This is a genomic window from Clostridium neonatale, from assembly GCF_001458595.1.
Classification (GTDB): Bacteria; Bacillota; Clostridia; order Clostridiales; family Clostridiaceae; genus Clostridium; species Clostridium neonatale.
Genome location: NZ_LN890324.1, coordinates 63,293 through 84,399, shown reverse-complemented (window position 1 = coordinate 84,399; position 21,107 = coordinate 63,293). Strand labels below are relative to the sequence as shown.

Annotated in this window: 18 protein-coding genes, 1 riboswitch and 1 other annotated feature; of the genes, 16 read left to right on the top strand and 2 right to left on the bottom strand. The window is 28.5% G+C overall.

Features of this window, described 5'->3' with window-relative positions:
- Window positions 1-190: 190 nt before the first annotated feature.
- Entirely contained in the window at window positions 191-1,189 is a 999-nt protein-coding gene (locus BN2920_RS00850; protein WP_058293177.1) for a LacI family DNA-binding transcriptional regulator, read from the top strand.
- A 182-nt stretch (window positions 1,190-1,371) separates the two neighbouring features.
- Here the strand turns inward: BN2920_RS00850 and BN2920_RS00845 are convergent, their stop codons facing one another.
- On the bottom strand, window positions 1,372-1,560 hold the full coding sequence (locus BN2920_RS00845) for a hypothetical protein (protein WP_058293176.1): 189 nt from the start codon (window positions 1,558-1,560) through the stop codon (window positions 1,372-1,374).
- Window positions 1,561-1,781: 221 nt separating this feature from the next.
- Here BN2920_RS00845 and BN2920_RS00840 point away from each other — a divergent pair, with 221 nt between their 5' ends.
- From BN2920_RS00840 to lepB, 11 genes are all read left to right on the top strand, one after another.
- Window positions 1,782-2,357: a nucleoside recognition domain-containing protein gene (locus tag BN2920_RS00840; protein ID WP_058293175.1), complete on the top strand. Its 576-nt coding sequence runs from the start codon at window positions 1,782-1,784 to the stop codon at window positions 2,355-2,357.
- A gap of 2 nt (window positions 2,358-2,359) precedes the next feature.
- On the top strand, window positions 2,360-2,887 hold the full coding sequence (locus tag BN2920_RS00835; protein WP_058293174.1) for a spore maturation protein: 528 nt from the start codon (window positions 2,360-2,362) through the stop codon (window positions 2,885-2,887).
- A gap of 102 nt (window positions 2,888-2,989) precedes the next feature.
- Window positions 2,990-3,763, top strand: coding sequence for a MerR family transcriptional regulator (locus BN2920_RS00830; RefSeq protein ID WP_058293173.1), 774 nt, complete (start codon window positions 2,990-2,992; stop codon window positions 3,761-3,763).
- 129 nt (window positions 3,764-3,892) lie between these two features.
- Complete coding sequence (locus BN2920_RS00825; protein WP_058293172.1) at window positions 3,893-5,143, top strand: aminopeptidase P family protein; 1,251 nt, start codon at window positions 3,893-3,895, stop codon at window positions 5,141-5,143.
- A 78-nt stretch (window positions 5,144-5,221) separates the two neighbouring features.
- On the top strand, window positions 5,222-5,542 hold the full coding sequence (locus tag BN2920_RS00820) for a phasin family protein (RefSeq protein ID WP_058293171.1): 321 nt from the start codon (window positions 5,222-5,224) through the stop codon (window positions 5,540-5,542).
- Window positions 5,543-5,689: 147 nt separating this feature from the next.
- Window positions 5,690-7,303, top strand: coding sequence for an ABC1 kinase family protein (locus BN2920_RS00815; RefSeq protein WP_058293170.1), 1,614 nt, complete (start codon window positions 5,690-5,692; stop codon window positions 7,301-7,303).
- A 75-nt stretch (window positions 7,304-7,378) separates the two neighbouring features.
- Window positions 7,379-7,552: riboswitch (Lysine riboswitch) on the top strand.
- Window positions 7,553-7,732: 180 nt separating this feature from the next.
- Window positions 7,733-9,454, top strand: coding sequence for a Na+/H+ antiporter NhaC family protein (locus BN2920_RS00810; RefSeq protein ID WP_338132734.1), 1,722 nt, complete (start codon window positions 7,733-7,735; stop codon window positions 9,452-9,454).
- A gap of 208 nt (window positions 9,455-9,662) precedes the next feature.
- Window positions 9,663-11,438: an aminopeptidase P family protein gene (locus tag BN2920_RS00805; RefSeq protein ID WP_058293168.1), complete on the top strand. Its 1,776-nt coding sequence runs from the start codon at window positions 9,663-9,665 to the stop codon at window positions 11,436-11,438.
- Window positions 11,439-11,643: 205 nt separating this feature from the next.
- Complete coding sequence (locus BN2920_RS00800) at window positions 11,644-11,955, top strand: PadR family transcriptional regulator (protein ID WP_058293167.1); 312 nt, start codon at window positions 11,644-11,646, stop codon at window positions 11,953-11,955.
- Window positions 11,956-11,979: 24 nt separating this feature from the next.
- Entirely contained in the window at window positions 11,980-12,597 is a 618-nt protein-coding gene (locus tag BN2920_RS00795; protein WP_058293166.1) for a DUF2812 domain-containing protein, read from the top strand.
- Between the two features lie 17 nt (window positions 12,598-12,614).
- Window positions 12,615-13,145: a signal peptidase I gene (lepB, locus tag BN2920_RS00790; RefSeq protein WP_058293165.1), complete on the top strand. Its 531-nt coding sequence runs from the start codon at window positions 12,615-12,617 to the stop codon at window positions 13,143-13,145.
- Window positions 13,146-13,210: 65 nt separating this feature from the next.
- Here lepB and BN2920_RS00785 read toward each other — a convergent pair whose 3' ends face one another.
- Window positions 13,211-13,690, bottom strand: coding sequence for an FUSC family protein (locus tag BN2920_RS00785; protein ID WP_268259376.1), 480 nt, complete (start codon window positions 13,688-13,690; stop codon window positions 13,211-13,213).
- Between the two features lie 251 nt (window positions 13,691-13,941).
- Window positions 13,942-14,185: a binding site (T-box leader), on the top strand.
- 124 nt (window positions 14,186-14,309) lie between these two features.
- Here BN2920_RS00785 and metG (BN2920_RS00780) point away from each other — a divergent pair.
- The 4 genes from metG (BN2920_RS00780) to BN2920_RS00765 all read left to right on the top strand — a co-directional run bounded on the left by metG (BN2920_RS00780) (window position 14,310) and on the right by BN2920_RS00765 (window position 21,025).
- Window positions 14,310-16,253 carry a methionine--tRNA ligase gene (gene metG, locus BN2920_RS00780; RefSeq protein WP_058293163.1) on the top strand — a complete coding sequence of 648 codons (1,944 nt, stop codon included), beginning with the start codon at window positions 14,310-14,312 and terminating at the stop codon, window positions 16,251-16,253.
- Between the two features lie 606 nt (window positions 16,254-16,859).
- Window positions 16,860-18,488: a methionine--tRNA ligase gene (metG, locus tag BN2920_RS00775; RefSeq protein ID WP_058293162.1), complete on the top strand. Its 1,629-nt coding sequence runs from the start codon at window positions 16,860-16,862 to the stop codon at window positions 18,486-18,488.
- A gap of 436 nt (window positions 18,489-18,924) precedes the next feature.
- A complete protein-coding gene (locus BN2920_RS00770) occupies window positions 18,925-19,710 on the top strand; it encodes a TatD family hydrolase (protein WP_058293161.1) in 786 nt (261 codons plus the stop codon).
- 259 nt (window positions 19,711-19,969) lie between these two features.
- Entirely contained in the window at window positions 19,970-21,025 is a 1,056-nt protein-coding gene (locus BN2920_RS00765; protein WP_058293160.1) for a 3D domain-containing protein, read from the top strand.
- The last annotated feature ends 82 nt before the right edge of the window (window positions 21,026-21,107 follow it).

The following is a 21,107-nucleotide window of genomic DNA, read 5'->3' as shown; positions in this document are numbered from 1 at the left end:
ACTGCATAATAAATTAAAATAAGTTTTAAGCTATGATTATTATAATAAATATACTATAATTATTATAAAAGTAAATTTTTGTGAAACTTTATAATAGAAATAGAGATTATTTGTGCATACTATTATTGATTTATTATGCAATATATTAGTATAATTAAAGTATCTAGAAAATTCAAAGGAGGAATAAAAAATGGCTACTTCTATTAAAGATGTTGCAAAAGAAGCAGGTGTATCGATTGCAACAGTTTCTAGAGTTTTAAATGATATCGATGTAGTAAATGAAGATACTAAGAAAAAAGTCTTAGATGCAATAAAAAAATTAGGTTATAGACCTAATATAGTAGCAAGAAGTTTAAAAACTCAAAGAACAAAAACAATAGGAATACTACTTCCAGATATATCAAATCAATTTTACCCAGAGATAGTTAGAGGAGCTGAAGACGTTTCCAATATTTATGATTATAATATAATATTATGCAACTCTGACTTAGATATACAAAAGGAAAAAGAATATTTAAGAGTGCTAAAAGAGAAAATGGTTGACGGTGTATTATACATGAGTAGTTCTCTTAATGAAGAAATATTAGATTTAATTAATGAATTAGACTTAAAAACAGTCCTTGTTGAAACACGTGATAAAGATGGCGCACTTCCAAGTGTAACAATTGATAATGTAAAGGCTTCTTTTGATAGTACTAATTTCTTAATAAGTAAAGGATTAAAAAATATTGCATTTATAGGAACTGAAAAAGATAGTATGAATGCATGGGGCGATAGATATACAGGATATGAGTCTGCGATGAAAGATGCAAAGCTTAATATAGATTCTGATTTAGTGTATCTTAACTCAATAAAAATTAAGACTGGTTATGAAGGCGTTATTAGCTTTATTAAATCAGGAAAGAAATTTGATGGTATAGTTTGTGCATCTGATGATATTGCTATGGGTGCTATAAACGCATTGAGAGATAATGGACTTGAAGTTCCTAAGGATGTAAGTGTTGTTGGATTTAATGATAATTTTGCAGCATCTATTTTCTATCCTAAGATAACAACTATTTCACAACCAACATATGATATGGGTTCTGTAGCTATGAGAATATTAATAAAGATGTTAAGCCAAAAACCTTTAGAGGAATCTCAATATGTTTTGGAACATCAATTGATTGAAAGAGACAGTACAATTTAGTTTTTAATATTTAACCTAAAGGAATTTTATATAATTAAATTCCTTTGGGATTTTTTATTTTTAAATAGTTGATTTAAATAAATAATAGAGCCCCATTAAGAAAATATAAATTTCTTAATGAGGCTATTTTATGCCGTATTTTAATCAATATTCTTTATAGACATAAATTCAATAATGATAAATTAAAGTATACCTTCACTTTTAAGAATGTCTTCCAGTCTTTGAACTTTACTTGTTAATTGAACAAATTTTTCTTTTAATTCTTCCTTTGAAGATCCAGTATCACTAGTAATGCAAGCTTCCATTTCTTCAACAGCTTTTAAAGCCTCTTCTACATCGTTTTGAGCTAATTTTAAATTGGAATCTTTCATAAAGTTACTTCTCCTTATATTTTTATATTATGTTTAATAATTATATGGTATCACTACTAAAATGTAAGTTCAAGGAATATAAATTTAAAGAGTAATAATATTTAGGAGGGAAGGGTACAGTTGATAGCTGGGAGTTGACAGTTGGTAATTAATTAAAAAGAATAATACATATTTAATTAATTGTTCAGTATCAATTATCAATTATTAACTGTATAAGTATAATGATAAATTATATTTGGTTTTTGTTAATTTTTCTAGGGGGAATTGTTGGCTTAATTAATGGAAATGGTGAAGTGATATCAAAATCTATAGTTAATTCTTGTGGAAATACAGTAACGTTTATGATAGAGCTTGCAGGAATAATGTGTTTTTGGTGTGGGGTTATGAAAATTGCAGAAAAAAGTGGATTTACAGAAAAATTATCCAAAATACTAAAACCTGTATTAAAGCTTATATTTAAAGATGCTGCAAAGGATGAGAAAGCTCTTGGAGCAATAGTTATGAATCTTACAGCAAATATGATGGGATTATCAAATGCAGCAACTCCATTTGGAATTAGAGCTATGGAAGAAATGGACAGGCTGAATCCTAATAAAGGGACTACAACAAATGATATGTCACTTTTTTTAGTATTAAATGCAGCATGTATTCAGCTAGTGCCTACAACAATAATATCAATCAGAGCAGCCTGTAATTCAGTTAATCCAGGAATAATTATAGTACCAGCAATTATATCAACAACTGTGGCGGCAATAGTTGGAGTATGTTCGTGTAAACTTTTAGAGAGGTACTTTTGATTATGATTAATTATTTAAGTAAAAGTATAATACCAATAATACTGCTTATAATTATAACTTATGGAATGCTGAAAGAAAGGAAGGTTTATGAGTGGTTCATAGAAGGTGCAAAAGAAGGTCTTGGCGTAGTAATGAGAATCTTCCCATATATTTTAGCAATGATAATAGCTGTACAGATTTTTAGAGAAGCAAAACTCATGGATGCATTAAACAACATAGCAGGACCTATTGTAAATCTTATAGGATTGCCAAAAGAGTTACTGCCACTTGTTATTATAAAGCCTTTATCAGGCAGTGGGGCAATAGGTGTGTTTACTGAAATAATTAAAAATTTTGGACCAGATACAAAGATAGGACTTATAGCATCTGTAATCATGGGTACTACAGAAACTATTTTTTATACAATAACAGTCTACTTTGGTGCAGTTAAGGTAAAAAAAATTAGACATACTTTATGGGCAGCTGTAATTGCTGATATAACTGCAATGATAATGGCTATTTTAATGGTTAACTTATTGATTATTAAATAAGCAGAGTTAAACTTAAATATAGAAAATAAAAAAATTAAAATTAAATGTTGACATTAACGCAACGTAATCCCTTATGATGAAATTGTCAGGAGGTACAAAGTCATGGAATATACAATAAAAAGATTAGCTGAACTTGCTGGTGTTAGTGCACGAACACTCAGATATTATGATGAAATTGGTTTATTAAGGCCATGTAGAATAAATTCAGCTGGTTACAGAATTTATGGAGAAAGAGAAGTAGATTTATTACAACAAATATTATTTTATAAATCTATGGATATGAAGTTAGAAGAAATTCAAAAAATTATTTCTAATCCAGATTTTGATACTAAAAAAGCTTTAGAGGAACATTACGAAAAGCTTATCTCCAGACGAAAGCAACTTGATCAATTAATATTGACGGTTGAAAAAACATTAGCATATAAAAAGGGAGAGATAGAAATGTCTGATAAAGAGAAATTTGAAGGATTAAAGAAGGAAAAGATAGCTAAAAATGAAGCTATGTATGGCAAGGAAATTAGAAATAAATATGGAGAAGATGTAGTTGAAGCTTCAAATAATAAATTCTTAAATATGAGCGAAGAAAATTTTAATGAAATGCAGAAGACTGAAGATGAAATGTTTGAATTATTGTCAAAAGTTATTAAAACAAAAGATTTAGAATGTGATGAAGCCCAAAAGGTATATGAAAAGCATAAGAAATGGCTAGAGTTTTCATGGCCATCATATTCAAAGGAAGCTCATGCTGGACTTGCAGAAATGTATATAGCTGATGAAAGATTTTCAAAATACTATAATGATAAACTAGGAGAAAATGCAGTAGAAGTATTACACGATATAATTGTAAGATATACTAAATATAAATTAATAATTTGATTTTCATAAAATATGGTGAGTAGTATAATAATAGTAGTATACTACTCATTTTATTTAAGACCAGCTATAAAAAGTCAATAACTTCTTATAAGGTCTAAAAAGGATATAAGAAACTAAGGAGAATGCGCGATGAATAATAGTGTGTTTATTAAAAATAGAGAAAACTTAATTAATCAAACAGATGATGATTCAATATTAATAGCTTTTGCAGGGCATGCGCCTAAGAAGACAGGCGATGAACTATATCAGTTTACTCAAAATAGAAATTTTTATTACTTAACTGGTATAGTAGAGCCACATCATATAGTTGTGTTATCTAAAATAAAAGGAAAAGTAACAGAAAAGTTATTTTTAAAGGAAATAAACTTGGATGAAGAAATGTGGAATGGAAAAACATTAAGAGATACAGAAGGAAAAGATATTTCGGGAATTAAAGAAGTAGTCTATATGAATGACTTTTATTCATATTTGAATTCACAAATTAAAGGTACAGAGCAAATTAATTTATACTTAGATTTAGATAAGGAAAATATAGAAGAAGATGATTCGGAAGCATTAAAATTTTCAAAAGAAATGAGAAATAAATATCCTCAAATAGTTATAAAGAATTTTTCAAATAAAATTATTCCTTTAAGAATGATAAAAAGTGATGAAGAAATAAATGAAATGAAAAAAGCAATTGAAATAACTATAAGAGGAGTTAAATCTCTTATGAATAATGCTAAGCCTGGTCTTAAAGAATATGAGCTTGAAGCTTATTTTGATTTTGAATGTAAAAGAAGTGGAGCAAAAGATTTTGCATTTTCAACTATAGCAGCAGCTGGAAAAAATGCTACTATACTTCATTATGTATCTAATGATAGTGAGATAAAGGAAAATGATTTAATATTATTTGATTTAGGGGCACAATGGAATTTATACAATGCAGATATTACGAGGACATTCCCTGCAAATGGTAAGTTTACTGACAGGCAAAGAGAAGTTTATGAAGCAGTTTTAAGAGTGAACAAAGCTGTAATAGAAAAAATAAAGCCAGGGGTTGTTTATAAAGAATTAAATGCATGGTCTAAAGATTTAATTGCAGAAGAGTGTATTAAGCTTGGAATAATTAAAGAAAAAGAAGAAGTAAGCAAATATTATTGGCATAGCATTGGACATAATTTAGGATTAGACACTCATGATTTAGAACCTCAAGGAAGAGAATTTGTATTTGAAAAAGGAATGGTATTTACAGTTGAACCTGGAATTTATATTTCAGAAGAAGGGATTGGAATTAGAATAGAAGATGATGTTTTAGTAACTGAAGATGGATGTGAAGTTTTAACTAAGGACATGATAAAAGAAGTAAAAGACATAGAAGAATTTATGAAGAATAGATAATCTTTAAAAATTTGAATATAAATAATTATAAACCAGAATAATATATTTAAGTTATATTGTAGTTAGGAGATGATTTATATGTTAGAAGAAATGAAAAAATTATGTCTGGCAGCTGTTGGTGTAGCAGCAATTACCTATGATAAAACAATTGATATTATAAATGATTTGGTTGAAAAAGGAAAAATAACAGTAGAGGAAGGAAAAGAATTATCAGAAGAACTAAAGAAAAATATTACTACTAAGGCAGAAGTAGCAAAAAATAAAGCAATTGATATGAAGCCATTGACAAAAGATAGTGTTCAAGATGTCTTAGAAAATTTAAACTTAGCTACTAAAAGTGATATAGAGAGCTTAAAAATTAGAATTAATGAACTTGAAGAAAAAATTAATAATAAGTAAAAGAGAAACAGAAGGTGTAAGTTTTATATGAATTTTACATCTTCTATTTATATAAAATTAGTATATACTTTTTAAAAGTGAAGATTTTAATTAATAATTTATATGTTGCCTTTGAATGGGTTATTATTTTGAAAGAGGATATTATTTATGAAAGAAAAGCCATCAAGTAGATTTAGAGAAATAATAATGGTATTTGCTAAATATGGATTTGGATATATTTTCGATAGAAAAGATGAAGAACAAAAAAAATCTCCTGCTAATTTAAGAAAATCTTTTGAAGATTTAGGTCCAACATTTATTAAGATAGGTCAAATATTAAGTACCAGACCAGATTTATTGCCAAAAGAATACATAGATGAGTTAGTTAAGTTACAAGATTCAGCGATAGTGGAAAATTTTGACGATATGAAGTTAGTTTTTGAAAAATCACTGAACACAACTATAGATGAAAGTTTTCAATATCTTAATAGGGCTCCAATAGCATCAGCATCTATAGCACAAGTATATGAAGGAATATTAAAAGATGGCAGAGAGGTTGTTTTAAAAATTCAAAGGCCTAAAATATATGAAAAAATAATAAAAGATATTGCTATTCTGATGAAGATATTGAAGATTGCTGAAGGAAGAATAAATATACCTATAATTGATCCTATAGAAGCGCTGGAAGAAATAAAATTCACAACAATTCAAGAACTTGATTTTATATCAGAAGCTGGTAATATAGAGAAATTTAGCGAGTTAAATAAAAATACTGCACCTATTTATGCACCTTATGTAGTTAGAGAGTTGTTAAGTGATAAGGTTTTAGTATTAGAAAATATTGATGGTATAAAAATAAATGATATAAAAGAGCTTGAGCAGAATGGATATGATATAAATGATATTGCTGATAAATTGACATTAGCATTCTGTAAACATATATTTGAAGATGGCTTTTTTCATGGAGATCCACATCCCGGAAATTTATTGATTTCAGAAGGGAAAATATGTTTTATAGATTTTGGTATAGTAGGACAACTAAGTGATAACATGAAAAAATGGCTTAACATAGCCATGATAGCTATAGCTACTCATGACAAAGAAAAACTGGTTAACTGTATTTTAGCAATAGCTATAAAGAAAGGAAAGGTCAATAAAGTAGATATATATGATTCAGTTTCATATATTTTCGATGTTTATTTAGAAACATCTATAAAAAATATAAAAATATCAGAACTTGTTCAAGAAATATGGAATATTACGAGGGAAAATAATATACAGTTACCTAGAGAATTGGTTTCCTTGACAAGGAGCTTAATTTTGTTAGAAGGAGTAATTGCTTATCTTGACCCAGATCTAGAAATAGTAAATGTAATTGCTAATTTTATGAAATCAAATAATAGAACTACGATTTTAAGATGTTTAGAGAAAGAAGAATTAATAATTTCACTATATTGTTTTACAAGAGATTCTATGAAAATTCCTACAAAGACTATAGAGGTTTTGAATAAATTATCAGATGGAAAGCTTACACTAGATATACGAATTAATGAGATAGATGAAATAATTAAGCAAGCTAATAAAATGGTAAATAGATTAACAGAAGGTGTTGTTATCGCTGCTTTAATATTATCTTCATCATTAATTATCAGTAATGATGTTAAGCCTTTATATAGAGGAATATCAATAATAGGGATAGGTGGATACGCAATTGCTTTTATGTTAGCTATAAAAGTTCTAATATCTATGAGCAGAGCAAATGAATGTCGAAAAAAGAAATAAAATTAACAATAAAATCAAAAAATATTGAAATAAAATTAAAAATAAGGTATCCTATATCATATAAAAGTGAATAAAGTAAGAGATAGAGGCGCAATATTTAATAGTAATATTATGGAGCTAAGCACTTTGAAGTAATATGAAAGGAAATATTGCCGAAGTCTATAACTAATGCTTTAAGGTTATAGAGCTGGGGTTGCATAGAATATATGCAAAACTGTCACAAGTACTTTGTGGTGAGCTATCATTCGTGGTTATGTAAAACATATTATGTTTTTTAAAGACCTTGGGTGTTATCTCAAGGTCTTATTTTTTTGATTAAGAATTTATTTTAAATTTAGAAAATAAATTTCTTAGAGCCATAATTGTATTTTATAAGTTAATTACTTAAATTCTATCTTTAAATTTATCACAATAAAGATTAGGAGGATCATTAACATGAAAAATTCAAGAAGCTACTGTGTGTTTTTATTGACATTAATTATGTTAATAATGGCATCGACAGCAGTTTTTGCAGCTGACGTTGCAGAGGTTAATGCAGAAAAATTTGGACTTTGGACTATACTTCCACCAATTATAGCAATCGCATTAGCATTTATAACAAAAAATGTTGTAATATCACTATTTATAGGAACTCTATCAGGATGTTTTTTATTACAGATTACAGGAAGTAATCCATTTATGGCTATTATTCAAGCATTTTTAGATTTTGTACAAAGAGCATTAAACTCATTAGCAGATCCATGGAATGCAGGTATTGTTCTTCAAGTTATGGTAATTGGAGGAGTTATAAGTTTAGTCAGTAAAATGGGCGGAGCAAAAGCAATTGCAGAGTCTCTTGCTAAAAAGGCAAAAACTCCAAGAAGTGCTCAATTAATAACATGGTTCTTGGGAGTATTGGTATTCTTTGATGATTATGCAAATTCATTAATTGTCGGACCAATAATGAAGCCAGTAGCAGATAAGATGAAAATTTCAAGAGAAAGATTATCTTTTATAATTGATGCTACAGCAGCACCAATTGCAGGAATTATGATTGTATCTACATGGATTGGGTTAGAAGTTGGATTAATAAAAGATGGTTTCACATTAATAGGTCAGGAAGTAGATGCATTTGGAGTATTTTTAAGTACGATTCCATATAGATTCTATAACATATTAATTTTAATTTTTGTTGTTGCTACATCACTTTTATTAAGAGATTTTGGTCCCATGAGAAAAGCGGAAATAAATGCAAGAAAAGGATACATATCAGATGCAAGTAAAGAAATTACTCTTGATAAAGATGTAGAAGATGAAATGGCACCTAAAGAAGGTGTTAAACTAAGCGTATGGAATGCAATTATTCCAATTGGAGCGTTAATGATATCAGCTCTGATAAGTTTTTATTATAGTGGATATACTGCAATTATGGGTGGTGAAGATGTTGTACTTCAAAATTTAATGACAACATCACCAGCTTCATTTACAGCTATAAGAGAAGCTTTTAGTGCATCAGATGCATCGGTAGCATTATTCCAATCAGCATTATTTGCATCTATTGTTGCCATATTTATGGCTGTATGTAAAAAAATATTTACATTCTCAGAAGCAGTAGAAGTCTGGATAGATGGAATGAAAGGATTAATCATAACAGGAGTTATATTAATACTTGCATGGTCATTAAGTTCAGTGATAAAAGAGTTAGGAACTGCAGCATATTTAGTTAAATTGCTTTCAAGTTCAATACCTCAATTTTTATTACCAAGTATAATATTCATTTTAGGAGCAGTTATATCATTTGCAACAGGTACAGCATATGGGACTATGGGAATATTAATGCCACTTGCGATCCCTCTTTCATACTCAATATCGCCTGAAATGGGATACGTTATAGTAGGTACGAGTGCTGTTTTAACTGGAGCTATTTTTGGGGATCACTGTTCTCCAATTTCAGATACGACAATTATGTCATCAATGGGAGCAGGATGTGATCATATTAGTCATGTTAGAACTCAAATGCCATATGCGTTATCTGTAGCAGCAATTACAATACTATTTGGATATATTCCAGTAGGATTAGGACTTTCTATATGGCTTGTATTACCATTAGCAACAGCTGCGATATTTGCGCTAGTTTATTTTATAGGGAAACCTGTTGATAATATAGAATAAATTTTTGATACAAATTATATAAAAACTACTCAAATTAAATTTTGGGTAGTTTTTTTGATGAATTTAAAGATGAAACATATAGATTTTTATAAGGATTTTTTAATTCATAAATATAAATTTTAAAATTCTAGATGCTTAATTATCTAAATGAGTGATATAATTTGACTTATAATAGAAATTTGAAGTTTTTAGAAAGAGGTAATAATCAATGAGAGTAAGTGAAAGAATAGAAAAACTAAGAAAGATAATGAAAAGAGAAAATATAGATTATTATATAGTGCCAAGTGCAGATTTTCACCAAAGTGAATATGTTTCTGAATGTTTTAAATCAAGAGCATATATTACAGGATTTACAGGGTCTGCTGGAACTGCATTAATTGGAATGGATAAAGCAATATTGTGGACAGATGGAAGATACTTTATTCAAGCAGAACAACAATTAGCAGGTTCAGGAATAGAACTCTATAAAATGAGAATACCAGGATGGCCAAGCTTAGAAGAATATTTAAGTACAAATATGAAAGAAGGAGAATGTCTTGGATTCGATGGAAGGGTGTTCTCTATAAATGAATATAAAGAATTCAAGAAAATACAACAAAGCAAGAATATTAAAATTGCAATGGATAAGGATTTGATTGCAGAAATATGGGCAGATAAACCTTCTATGCCTAAAGAAAAAGTATTTTTACATGATGTAAAATATTGTGGTAAAACAGTTAATGAGAAAGTAGAAGAAGTACGTGAACAAATGAAAACATTAGGATGTAAATCATATATTTTATCATCTTTAGATGATATCGCTTGGCTATTTAATATCAGAGGAAATGATGTAGAGTGTACGCCTGTAACATTAGCATATGCACTTATAAATGATAAAGCAGCTGTATTATATATAGATAAAGATAAGATTGGTTGTGAAGATAAGAGTATATTAGAAAATAGAGATGGAATAACCTTAAAGAATTATGAGGATATATTTGAAGATGTAAAATTAATAAAAGGAAACGTACTATTAGATCCAAGTAAGGTTAGTGCATTTATATTAACTAATTTGAATGAAGATGTTAGAGTGATAGAATCTATAAATATAACTACTAATCTTAAAGCGATAAAAAATAATGTTGAGATAGAATGTTTTAAAAATTCTCATATAAAAGATGGAGTAGCCATGGTTAGATTTACAAAATGGCTTAAAGAACATGTTGGTAAAGAAAAAATAACAGAAGTTACTTTATCAGAAAAATTATTAGAATTCAGATCTATGGGAGATTTATTCATAGAAGAGAGTTTTAAAACTATAGCTGGATATAAAGAACATGCAGCTATGATGCATTATTCTGCCACAGAAGAAAGTGCTTATGAATTGAAGGAAGAAGGTATGGTATTAGTAGACTGTGGTGGGCAATATTTAGATGGAACTACTGATATAACAAGAACTTTTGTACTTGGAAAAATTACAGAAGAAGAGAAAAAAGATTTCACATTAGTATTAAAAGGACATATTAATCTTATGACATGTAAGTTCTTACAAGGCTCAATAGGATCTAGCTTAGATATAATGGCAAGAAAACCATTATGGGAAGAAGGAATAGATTATAAATGTGGAACAGGTCATGGTATAGGATTCTGTTTAAGTGTACATGAAGGGCCTCAACAAATACGTCCAATAAATTATGTGGAATTAAAACCAGGAATGATATTAACAAATGAGCCAGGAGTATATAAAGAAGGTAAGCATGGAATAAGAATAGAAAATGTTATGCTTATAGTAGAAGATAGTAAGACAGAATATGGTGGACAGTTCTATAAATTTGAACCCTTATCATATTGTCCAATAGATTTAGACGGTATTGAAGTAAGTATGTTAACAGATAAAGAAAGAGAATGGATTAATAGTTATCATAAAGAAACTTATGAAAAATTAAGTCCATACTTAAATGATGAGGAAAAAGAATTCCTTAGAAAAGAAACTAGAACTATATAAATAAAATTTTTTATAATTATATAACTGATATGCTAAGGTTAAAGGCTGATAAATAGCTTTTAACCTTATTTTTATTTTGATAATATTATTGAATGTCTTGTATTATTTGGAAAAATATATTGACTTATACAGTCTAACTGTATATTATAAATATATAGTTAGACTGTATAGTTTAACTATATATATTTAATGCGAGGTAATTCATATGAATTTAAATAAATATTTACCATTAACAGAAACTACTTTTTATATATTACTTTCATTAAAAGAACCTAGTCATGGATATGCAATTATGCAAAAAGTAGAAGAATTAAGTAACGGAAGAGTGCGAATTGCAGCAGGAACAATGTATGGTGCAATTGAAAATTTATTAAAACAGAAATTGATTGAGAATGTAAAGACAGAAGATAAACGTAGGAAAGTTTATAAATTATCAGATACAGGGCTAGAAGTAATAAAGCTTGAAATTGAGAGATTAAGGCATTTAGTTAGAGTTAGTGAAGAACTGGAATTTTAAAATTTATAAAGGGGAGATGATTATATGAAGAAGTTCAGGGTATTTGTAGATATAAGTGAAGAAGAAAAATATTTAAATGAGATGGCTAACAAGGGGTATTTTCTAAAGAAATATTCTTCTTTGGGGAGATATCATTTCATAGAAAGTAAACCTGAAGATTTACACTATAGAGTAGATTATAGAGTGTTTAAGAAAAAAGATGATTTTGATGATTATGTATCATTGTTTGAAGATGCAGGCTGGACGCATGTTTACGGAACATATCAATCAGGAAGTCAATACTTTTTACCTAATTCATCAGATTCAACTGAAGATATATTCTCAGATATTGAATCAAAAGCAGGAAGATATCTAAGATTCATACAAGCAGCTCGTCTTTGTTCAATATCATTTATAATTGCTTTAATTATTATATTAGTTAGTGTTAATTTTAATTTATCAGAATTAACATTTTTAACACCAGGGTTATGGGAAAGGCAAGGAAGTGAATTTTGGAGGGCTTTTTGGTTTGAGGTTCCATTTGTTATGTTAAGAATAATTCCTCCAATTGCATTAATTATAGCAACTATTCTTTATAGTATATGGGTGATTAAAGCTAAAAAATTATATAATGCAGTCTTGGGTAAAAAAGATAATATTTAGAAAAGAGATGAAGTAATATGGAAAATGAGTCTTTTTTAAAAGAAAAAGAAAGCTTTTTTAGGGAATGGATAGTACCAATTATAGCTGCTATATTTATAGCAGTACTTATTAATAAATTTATTTTTTTTAATGTAACGGTACCAACAGGGTCAATGATACCTACTATAAATAAGGATGATAGGTTTATGGTTACTAGAATATACAATACAAATAATATTGAAAGAGGGGATATTATTGTATTTTATTCAGATGAATTACAAAAATTATTAATAAAGAGAGCTATAGGACTACCAGGAGATCATATAGAAATCAATAATGGACAAGTAAAAGTAAATGGAGATATTCTGAATGAAGGCTATGTAAAAAACAATGATGATTATAATGGAACTTTTGATGTACCAGAAGGTAAGTTTTTCTTTTTAGGTGATAATAGGGCGGATTCGTGGGATGCTAGAAGGTGGATTAACCCATATATAGATGCTTCTCAAATTAAAGGAGAAGCTAGAGTTAGATTTTATCCATTTAATAATATTAAATTCTTTAAATAATACAGTGGGTATATCAAAAGAATGACTTAAATCTGATATACCCGCTGTATTATTTATTAAATATTTTATGTTAAGTACCCCTCTTCACTCGGAGGATTTATATGTTTATTTATTAAAACAGCTATAATAATTCCGATTATTGTATCAAAGCTTCTATTAATTGCATAAATATAAGCATTAGCTTGTGATGCAGAATTTATCATAATTGCTACAAGAACAATGCAAGAAACTACAACTGCTTCAGGTTTTTTTATAATAGTACATATATATATAGAAATAGAGATACCTAAACCTGTCATTATAGGAGTAATTAAATTGAAAAATGGGAATACAGAATTTAAATAAATAATAATTATTCCAACTACTCCTCCAATAATAGTACCTATTGTTCTATTTAATCCCATAGAAATGCTGCTAGAAACAGTATCTTTCATACAAAATACAGCAGCAATACATGCAAAGAAGGGATTATCTCGGTTAAATAGCTGAAAAATGAGCATACATAATGTAACTGCAATAGCAGTCTTTAAGTTTCTAAGACCGATTCTAGGTAGATTAATATTTATATTGATTCACCTCCAAGATAAGATTAATAACAAAAGTTTTTTAGCAGCGATATTATAGCATAAGTTTAAAAATGTAAGAAACAAACTATATCTAAAAATAAGCAAGTATTGCACATAAGTAAAACTAAGAGTATAATGTATATAATTTGAAATAAAGTATACAAGATATATTGTGTGAAAATAATATTTGATTATACCAAGAAAATAATATAAAATATTGTTGTAAAAATATAAATGCAATGAAAAGAAGAGTAGTAAAGTAAACATTCCATAAGAGAGCTGACATTTGCTGAAAGTCAGTGTTTGTGAATTTTATGAAGATGGTCTTAGAGCAGATTTCCTGAGCTAAAGTATTTGAGTTAGGGGAATACGGTGGCAACCGTTATGTTGCAGGGTGATGATGGTCACCTAATGAGTTATTTATTGTGAAATAAATAAGAAATAGAGTGGTAACACGTATAATACGTCTCTATATAGGTTTTAATATACCTATATAGAGCTTTTTTTATATTTATAAAATTATTCATAAGAGACAATAAAAAAAAGGCTAAATCTAATTGTGAATTATGAATTTATAAAAAGGGAGGAACACAAAAAAATGTGTACAGATTGTAAAAAAACATACTATATAACTACCCCAATTTACTATCCATCAACAAAGCTACATATAGGAAATACATATACAACAGTGGCTGCTGATGCTATAGCGAGATTTAAGAGATTAACAGGATATGATGTAATGTTCTTAACAGGAACAGATGAACATGGTCAAAAGATCCAAAGAATTGCAGAAGAAAAAGGAATAACTCCAAAAGAACATGTAGATGAAATTGTTGCAGGAATTAAAGATCTTTGGAAGATGATGAATGTAAGCTATGATAAATTTATCAGAACTACTGATGATTATCATGTAAAAGCTGTTCAAGATATATTTAAAAAATTATATGATCAAGGCGATATTTATAAGAGCTCTTATGAAGGATGGTATTGTACACCATGTGAATCTTTTTGGACTGATACTCAATTAGTTGATGGAAATTGCCCTGATTGTGGAAGACCAGTTGAAAAGTCTAAAGAAGAAGCTTACTTCTTTAAAATGAGCAAATATGCAGACAGATTAATTAAGCATATTGAAGAAAATCCACATTTCATTCAACCAGAATCAAGAAAAAATGAAATGTTAAATAATTTTTTAAGACCAGGGCTTCAAGATTTATGCGTTTCAAGAACTAGCTTTAACTGGGGAGTTCCAGTAACATTTGATGAAGATCATGTTGTTTATGTATGGATTGATGCTTTATCAAACTATATTACTGCACTTGGATATGGTCAAGAAAATAAAGAAATGTATGATAAATATTGGCCAGCAGATGTACATTTAATAGGAAAAGATATTTTAAGATTCCATACAATTTATTGGCCAATTATGTTAATGGCTTTAGGTGAACCACTTCCAAAACAAGTATTCGGTCATGGATGGTTACTTGTTGATGGTGGAAAGATGTCTAAATCTAAAGGAAATGTTGTAGATCCAGTAGTTCTTGTAAATGAATTTGGTACAGATCCTGTAAGATATTATTTATTGAGAGAAATTCCATTTGGAGCAGATGGATTATTCAATAATGAAATATTCATAAAGAAAATAAATTCAGATTTATGTAATGATTTAGGTAATCTTTTATCTAGAACAGTTGCTATGATAGAAAAATATTTTGATGGTGAAATTCCTGCTCAAGCTGAAAGTGGCGATTTTGATGGAGAGCTAATAGCTTTAGCATTAGGTACTCCTGATAAAGTAGAAGATGCAGTTAATAGCTTAAATCTTCCACTTGCATTAGAACATGTATTTGAATTAATAGGAAGAGCAAATAAATATATAGATGAAACAACTCCTTGGATTTTAGCTAAAGATGAAAGCAAAAAGGCTAGACTTGGAACAGTTCTTTATAATTTAGTTGAAAGTTTAAGATTTGCTTCAGTTATGATTTCAGCATTCTTACCAGATACAGCTAAGAAGATAAATGAGCAAATAAATACCGACAATATATCATGGGAATCATTAAAATTATTTAATGGAACAAAAGCTGGAACTAAAGTAGTAAAAGGCGATAACTTATTCCCAAGAATTGATGTAGAGAAAAAACTTGAGGAATTAGAAGCATTAAGAGCGAAAATGAATCCAGCTCCAGAGAAGAGAGAAATCACTCCAATAAAAGAAGAAATCACAATAGAAGACTTCGAAAAAATTGATTTAAGAGTAGTTAAAGTTTTAGCATGTGAACCAATTAAGGGAGCGAAAAAATTACTTAAATTAAAAGTAGATTTAGGCGGAGAAGAAAGACAAGTGGTTTCAGGAATTGCTGCATACTATAAACCAGAAGATTTAGTTGGAAAGAATGTAGTTTTAGTTGCTAACTTAAAACCAGTTAAATTGAGAGGAGAATTATCGCAAGGCATGATTTTATGTGCTGCTACTGATGATGATAAAGAATTAAAGGCAGTTGATCCAGGAGATATAATTTCAGGAAGTATTGTAAGATAATATTTAAATTTAATTTAGTTTAATATGAATGTGAGGCGTGCTTAATTAATTTAAACATGTCTCGCATAAATTTTATACATCTATAAAAAGATTGATTGTATCCAAGTAAGTGGTTTAAATAATTGTTTTCTGAAAATAAAAAGCTTGAACAATATTTTAAAATAAGATATAACGCCCAGAATTTAAGTGAGAACCCCAATTTTATATTTGGCTTATCGAACTTACTCTTATGAACGGATGTGAATAGTGAGTTTCCTTTAAAAAGTGGATGGGTAAAAATTACGACAGCCCAAAGTATGAAAGTGACAGATTTTAAATAAAAGAAATTTATTGCTTAAATATTTGAAGAATGAAAAAATGGCCAGAATTTAAGAATTTAAGAATTTAAGAATTTAAGAATTTAAGAATTTAAGAATTTATATTCTTGAGAATATAAGAATATAGGAATATGCTTATTTTATGCGAGGTAGATAGAGGCAAAAGATACTTATTAATATAGTTTCATTATTTAAGGAAACATATTCATAAATAGATAAAGATGGGCTATACTGATAAATATCACCTTACCAAGCGTTATATAGCAAAATAAGAGAGGTGAAGAGATTTTTGAACATTATAATAGGAAATGCATGGCCTTATGCAAATGGAGAGCTTCATTTAGGAAGAATAGCGGTTCTACTTCCAGGAGATATATTAGCTAGATACCATAGATTAATGGGAGACGATGTAGTCTTTGTATCTGGAAGCGATTCTCACGGAACACCAGTTACTATGAAAGCAAAAGAAGAAAATCTTACTCCAGAGCAAGTGAGTGCGAAATATCATGAAAAGATAAAGGATTGCTTTGAAAGATTAGGATTTTCATTTGATTTATTTACTCAGACACATACAGAATATCATTCAGAAAAAGTTAAAGAATTTATATTGGAATTATATGAAAAAGGTTATATATATGAAAAGAATGTAGAAGAAACTTACTGCGAACACTGTAAAGAATATCTATTAGATAGATATATTGAAGGGGTATGCCCATTTTGTGGAGGATATGCTGTTGGAGATCAGTGTCAGGAATGTTCAAAAATATTTGAAAGTGATGAACTTCTAGATAAAAAATGTTCATTTTGCAAATCTACACCAATAATAAAAGAAACTAAGCATTTATTTTTTGCTTTATCTAAATTGGAGAATGATGTGAAAAGAATTTATATAAAGCAAGATGGATGGAGAGAAAATGCACAAAAGATAACTAAAAGATATTTAGATGAAGGTCTTAGAGATAGGGGAGTAACAAGGGACTTTAATTGGGGAGTAGATGTACCTTTAGATGGGTATGAAGATAAAAAAATATATGTTTGGATAGAAGCGGTTATGGGATATTTAACTGCAAGCATGAAATGCATTGAAGAAAGGCACGAAGATTATAGGGAATATTGGGATGGAGATGATAGCAGAGTTTATTTTGTACATGGAAAAGATAATATTCCATTCCATACAGTGATTTTCCCTGCAATTTTATCAGGATTAGGATTTAAAAATCCTAATATAAGAGAAATATCAAGTGAATACTTAAAACTTGAAGGAAAGAATTTTTCTGCTGCAAAGAATTGGGCTGTATGGGGAAAAGATATATTGGATAACTACAATGCTGATTTAATAAGATATTATTTAATATTAAATGGACCAGAAACAAAAGATACTGATTTTTCATGGAAATCTTTTATAACAGCTAATAATAATGACTTGGTTGGATTATTTGGGAATTTAGTCAATAGAATAGTAGTTTTTGCTAAAAAGAATTTTGATAACTCAATACCAAAAGGAACTTTAGATAAGAATTTTAAAGATGATTTATTTAAAGTTTATTGTGAAATTGGGGATAATATTGAAGAGGGCAATTTTAAATATGCATTGGATAAGGTTATGTCTTTAGTTAAAACAGCAAATAAATATTTCGATACAGCAGCACCATGGATAAGTGTAAAGCAAAATAAGGCTAAATGTGCAAAAGACATATATATATGCATTCAATATATAGCTAATATATCTAATCTAATAGAACCATTTATGCCATATTCAGCAGAAAAAATCAGAAAAATTTTAAATATAGAAAACTCAATATGGATGCCAATAGAGCTTAAAGAAGGAAAAATAAATGATGTAGAGATTTTATTTGATAGAATTGATAGAAAAAATATTGATGAGGAAATTGAAAATTTAAAAGAGAAATGTTACTAAAGAATTTTAACAAAATGAAAGCGCCTCTTGTAGGGGATACAAGGCGCTTTCTTAACCAATTATGGTTAAAGGGGTAAATAATAATGCTTTAACTACTTTACAATTAAAATTTTACTATAGTAATATGTCAGTTATGTGACAGAATTGATATTAAAAAATAAATATTACTTATTATTACTAATGTTTAATAATATGGAATATAAATGAATGATTTGTTGGAAAACGGAAATTAATTATAATTAATTTACTAAAATATTTAAGAAAAATCAATGCAATAAAATTTTTAGTAGGTAAAATAATTTTATGAAAATTGTATAAATATAAAGATAAGAGTAAAATTAATAGAAAGATTTAATAATAAAAAATAAATTTATCATATATAAAGAATGAATTAAAAAGGAGTATATGAAAAATTAGGTTTCAATAGGAGTGAATTATGGAAAAGAGATTTTCAATTATAGATAGTCATGCTCATTATGATGATGAATCTTATGATGAGGATAGAGATCAAATTTTAAATGAATTAAGAAATAATGGAGTTATAGGTATTTTAAATTGCGCGGCTTCATATGAGAGTTTAAAAACAACTGATAAATTAACTAAAGATTATGATTTTATTAATGGTGCATTAGGAATTCATCCTGAAAATGCAGATGAATTTAAAGAAAATACATTAGATGAAATAAGAGAATACATTAGAAATAATAATAAGATAGTTGCTATTGGAGAAATAGGACTAGATTATTATTGGGATGAGAATCCACCTAAAGAAGTACAAAAAGAAGTTTTCAGAAGTCAAATGAAATTAGCTGAAGAATTAGAGCTACCAGTAGTAATACATGATAGGGATGCACATCAAGATACTTTAGAAATAATCAAAGAATATCCAGATGTAACTGGTGTTGTTCATTGCTTTTCAGGCAGTGTAGAATTTGCACAGGAGTGCATTAAACTAGGATATTATATTGGATTTACTGGAGTTGTAACATTTAAGAATGCAAAAAAAATAGTTCAAGTTGCTAAAGAAATTCCAATAGATAGAATTTTAGTTGAAACAGATTGTCCTTATATGTCTCCAGAACCAAATCGAGGTAAAAGAAATAGATCAGATTATATAGAATATATAATAAATAAAATAAGCGAAATCAAAGAAATAGAGCCAGCTGAGGCCAATAAAGTATTTAATGAAAACTTTAAAAGGTTGATTTATAAGGAAAAATAAGGTAAAATATAATTCGTACACTTCATCACTATAATACTTATATTTAAAAAGGATGTTTGAACTAACATTTAAAATTAATATCGTTTGGTTTTACTTACAAAGAAGTATGGTTAAATCGCTATCATTTAATATTTTATTTATTTTATGCACAGTGTGCATTGTTACTATACTTCATAATAATGCAAGAGATTCATAATTTGACAACTTTGTAGGATTAATATATAATGCAAAGGACACTCTTGCCAAAGGAGGGAAATCAATGATAGAAAGGTTAAAAGGTTTTATCAAAGAAAGTTTTTCAAACGGTCCTAAGGCAAAAATTATTTGTGCAATAGCTGCATTATTTGTAGTTATGATTGTTACGACAGTAACAATAACAAATATGAGAAAAACATTAACATTAAGTATAGACGGTAAAGATGAGACTATTGTCACATACAAGGGGACTGTTCAAGATGTGTTGCAAGAAAGAGGCATAAATGTAAGCCCTAAAGATAAAGTGCAACCATCACTAGAAACCAAAGTATCAGAAAATGAGTTTATTAAATTGAAAACACCTGTTAAAGTACAAATCACAGCAAACGGGACACGCTTTGATGTACAAACTGCTGAAAATACAGTTAAAGATATGCTGGAAGCAGAAAAAGATACATTAAATTCTAAAGGAATTGATTTTGAAAAGGACATAGATGAAGTAAATCCCGGACTAGATACGAATATTGAAGAAAACTTAGATATACAAATTGTAAAAGTAGAGACAAAAGAAATTGTTGAAAAAGAAGCCATTAAATTCGATACAATTGTTGAAAATGATGCTGATTTAGATATTAGCGTCAAAAAGGTTAAGAGTGAAGGAATTGATGGTGAAAAAGAAATTACGTATAATGTAGTCTATAAAGACGGAGTAGAGGTTTCTAGAGACATAAAAAGTACTAAAACCATTTCAGAACCACAAAATGAAATAATAATTAAAGGGACGAGCCAGGTTTATGCTAGTAGAGGTGGAGAAAATATAACTTACAAGAAAAAAGTAAGTAGTGTATCTACAGCATATACTGGCGGAGGCATTACGGCTACAGGAAGAACACCTGTTAGAAATGTCGGTGGATTAAGCACTATAGCAGTTGACCCCTCTGTAATTCCATTAGGAAGTAAGGTTTATGTAGAGGGATATGGATACGCTATTGCTTCAGACACTGGTGGAGCAATTAAAGGTAATGCTGTTGATTTATACCTTAGTTCTGCAAGTGACTGCAGACGGTGGGGAAGAAGACAAGTTGATGTACTAGTTGTTGCTTACCCAGGAGAGTGGTAAGTAGAAGATTAGAGATAACGATTGTTATCTCTATTTTTTTCTTTAAAACATAAGAATTTTAGAATATTATTAATAGTAGTAA

Excerpts from the sequence above, each read along its gene's own strand:
- BN2920_RS00850 (WP_058293177.1), top strand. The coding sequence starts at position 191 with ATGGCTACTTCTATTAAAGATGTTGCAAAAGAAGCAGGTGTATCGATT.
- BN2920_RS00845 (WP_058293176.1), bottom strand. The coding sequence starts at position 1,560 with ATGAAAGATTCCAATTTAAAATTAGCTCAAAACGATGTAGAAGAGGCT.
- BN2920_RS00840 (WP_058293175.1), top strand. The coding sequence starts at position 1,782 with ATGATAAATTATATTTGGTTTTTGTTAATTTTTCTAGGGGGAATTGTT.
- BN2920_RS00835 (WP_058293174.1), top strand. The coding sequence starts at position 2,360 with ATGATTAATTATTTAAGTAAAAGTATAATACCAATAATACTGCTTATA.
- BN2920_RS00830 (WP_058293173.1), top strand. The coding sequence starts at position 2,990 with ATGGAATATACAATAAAAAGATTAGCTGAACTTGCTGGTGTTAGTGCA.
- BN2920_RS00825 (WP_058293172.1), top strand. The coding sequence starts at position 3,893 with ATGAATAATAGTGTGTTTATTAAAAATAGAGAAAACTTAATTAATCAA.
- BN2920_RS00820 (WP_058293171.1), top strand. The coding sequence starts at position 5,222 with ATGTTAGAAGAAATGAAAAAATTATGTCTGGCAGCTGTTGGTGTAGCA.
- BN2920_RS00815 (WP_058293170.1), top strand. The coding sequence starts at position 5,690 with ATGAAAGAAAAGCCATCAAGTAGATTTAGAGAAATAATAATGGTATTT.
- BN2920_RS00805 (WP_058293168.1), top strand. The coding sequence starts at position 9,663 with ATGAGAGTAAGTGAAAGAATAGAAAAACTAAGAAAGATAATGAAAAGA.
- BN2920_RS00800 (WP_058293167.1), top strand. The coding sequence starts at position 11,644 with ATGAATTTAAATAAATATTTACCATTAACAGAAACTACTTTTTATATA.
- BN2920_RS00795 (WP_058293166.1), top strand. The coding sequence starts at position 11,980 with ATGAAGAAGTTCAGGGTATTTGTAGATATAAGTGAAGAAGAAAAATAT.
- lepB (WP_058293165.1), top strand. The coding sequence starts at position 12,615 with ATGGAAAATGAGTCTTTTTTAAAAGAAAAAGAAAGCTTTTTTAGGGAA.
- metG (WP_058293163.1), top strand. The coding sequence starts at position 14,310 with ATGTGTACAGATTGTAAAAAAACATACTATATAACTACCCCAATTTAC.
- BN2920_RS00770 (WP_058293161.1), top strand. The coding sequence starts at position 18,925 with ATGGAAAAGAGATTTTCAATTATAGATAGTCATGCTCATTATGATGAT.
- BN2920_RS00765 (WP_058293160.1), top strand. The coding sequence starts at position 19,970 with ATGATAGAAAGGTTAAAAGGTTTTATCAAAGAAAGTTTTTCAAACGGT.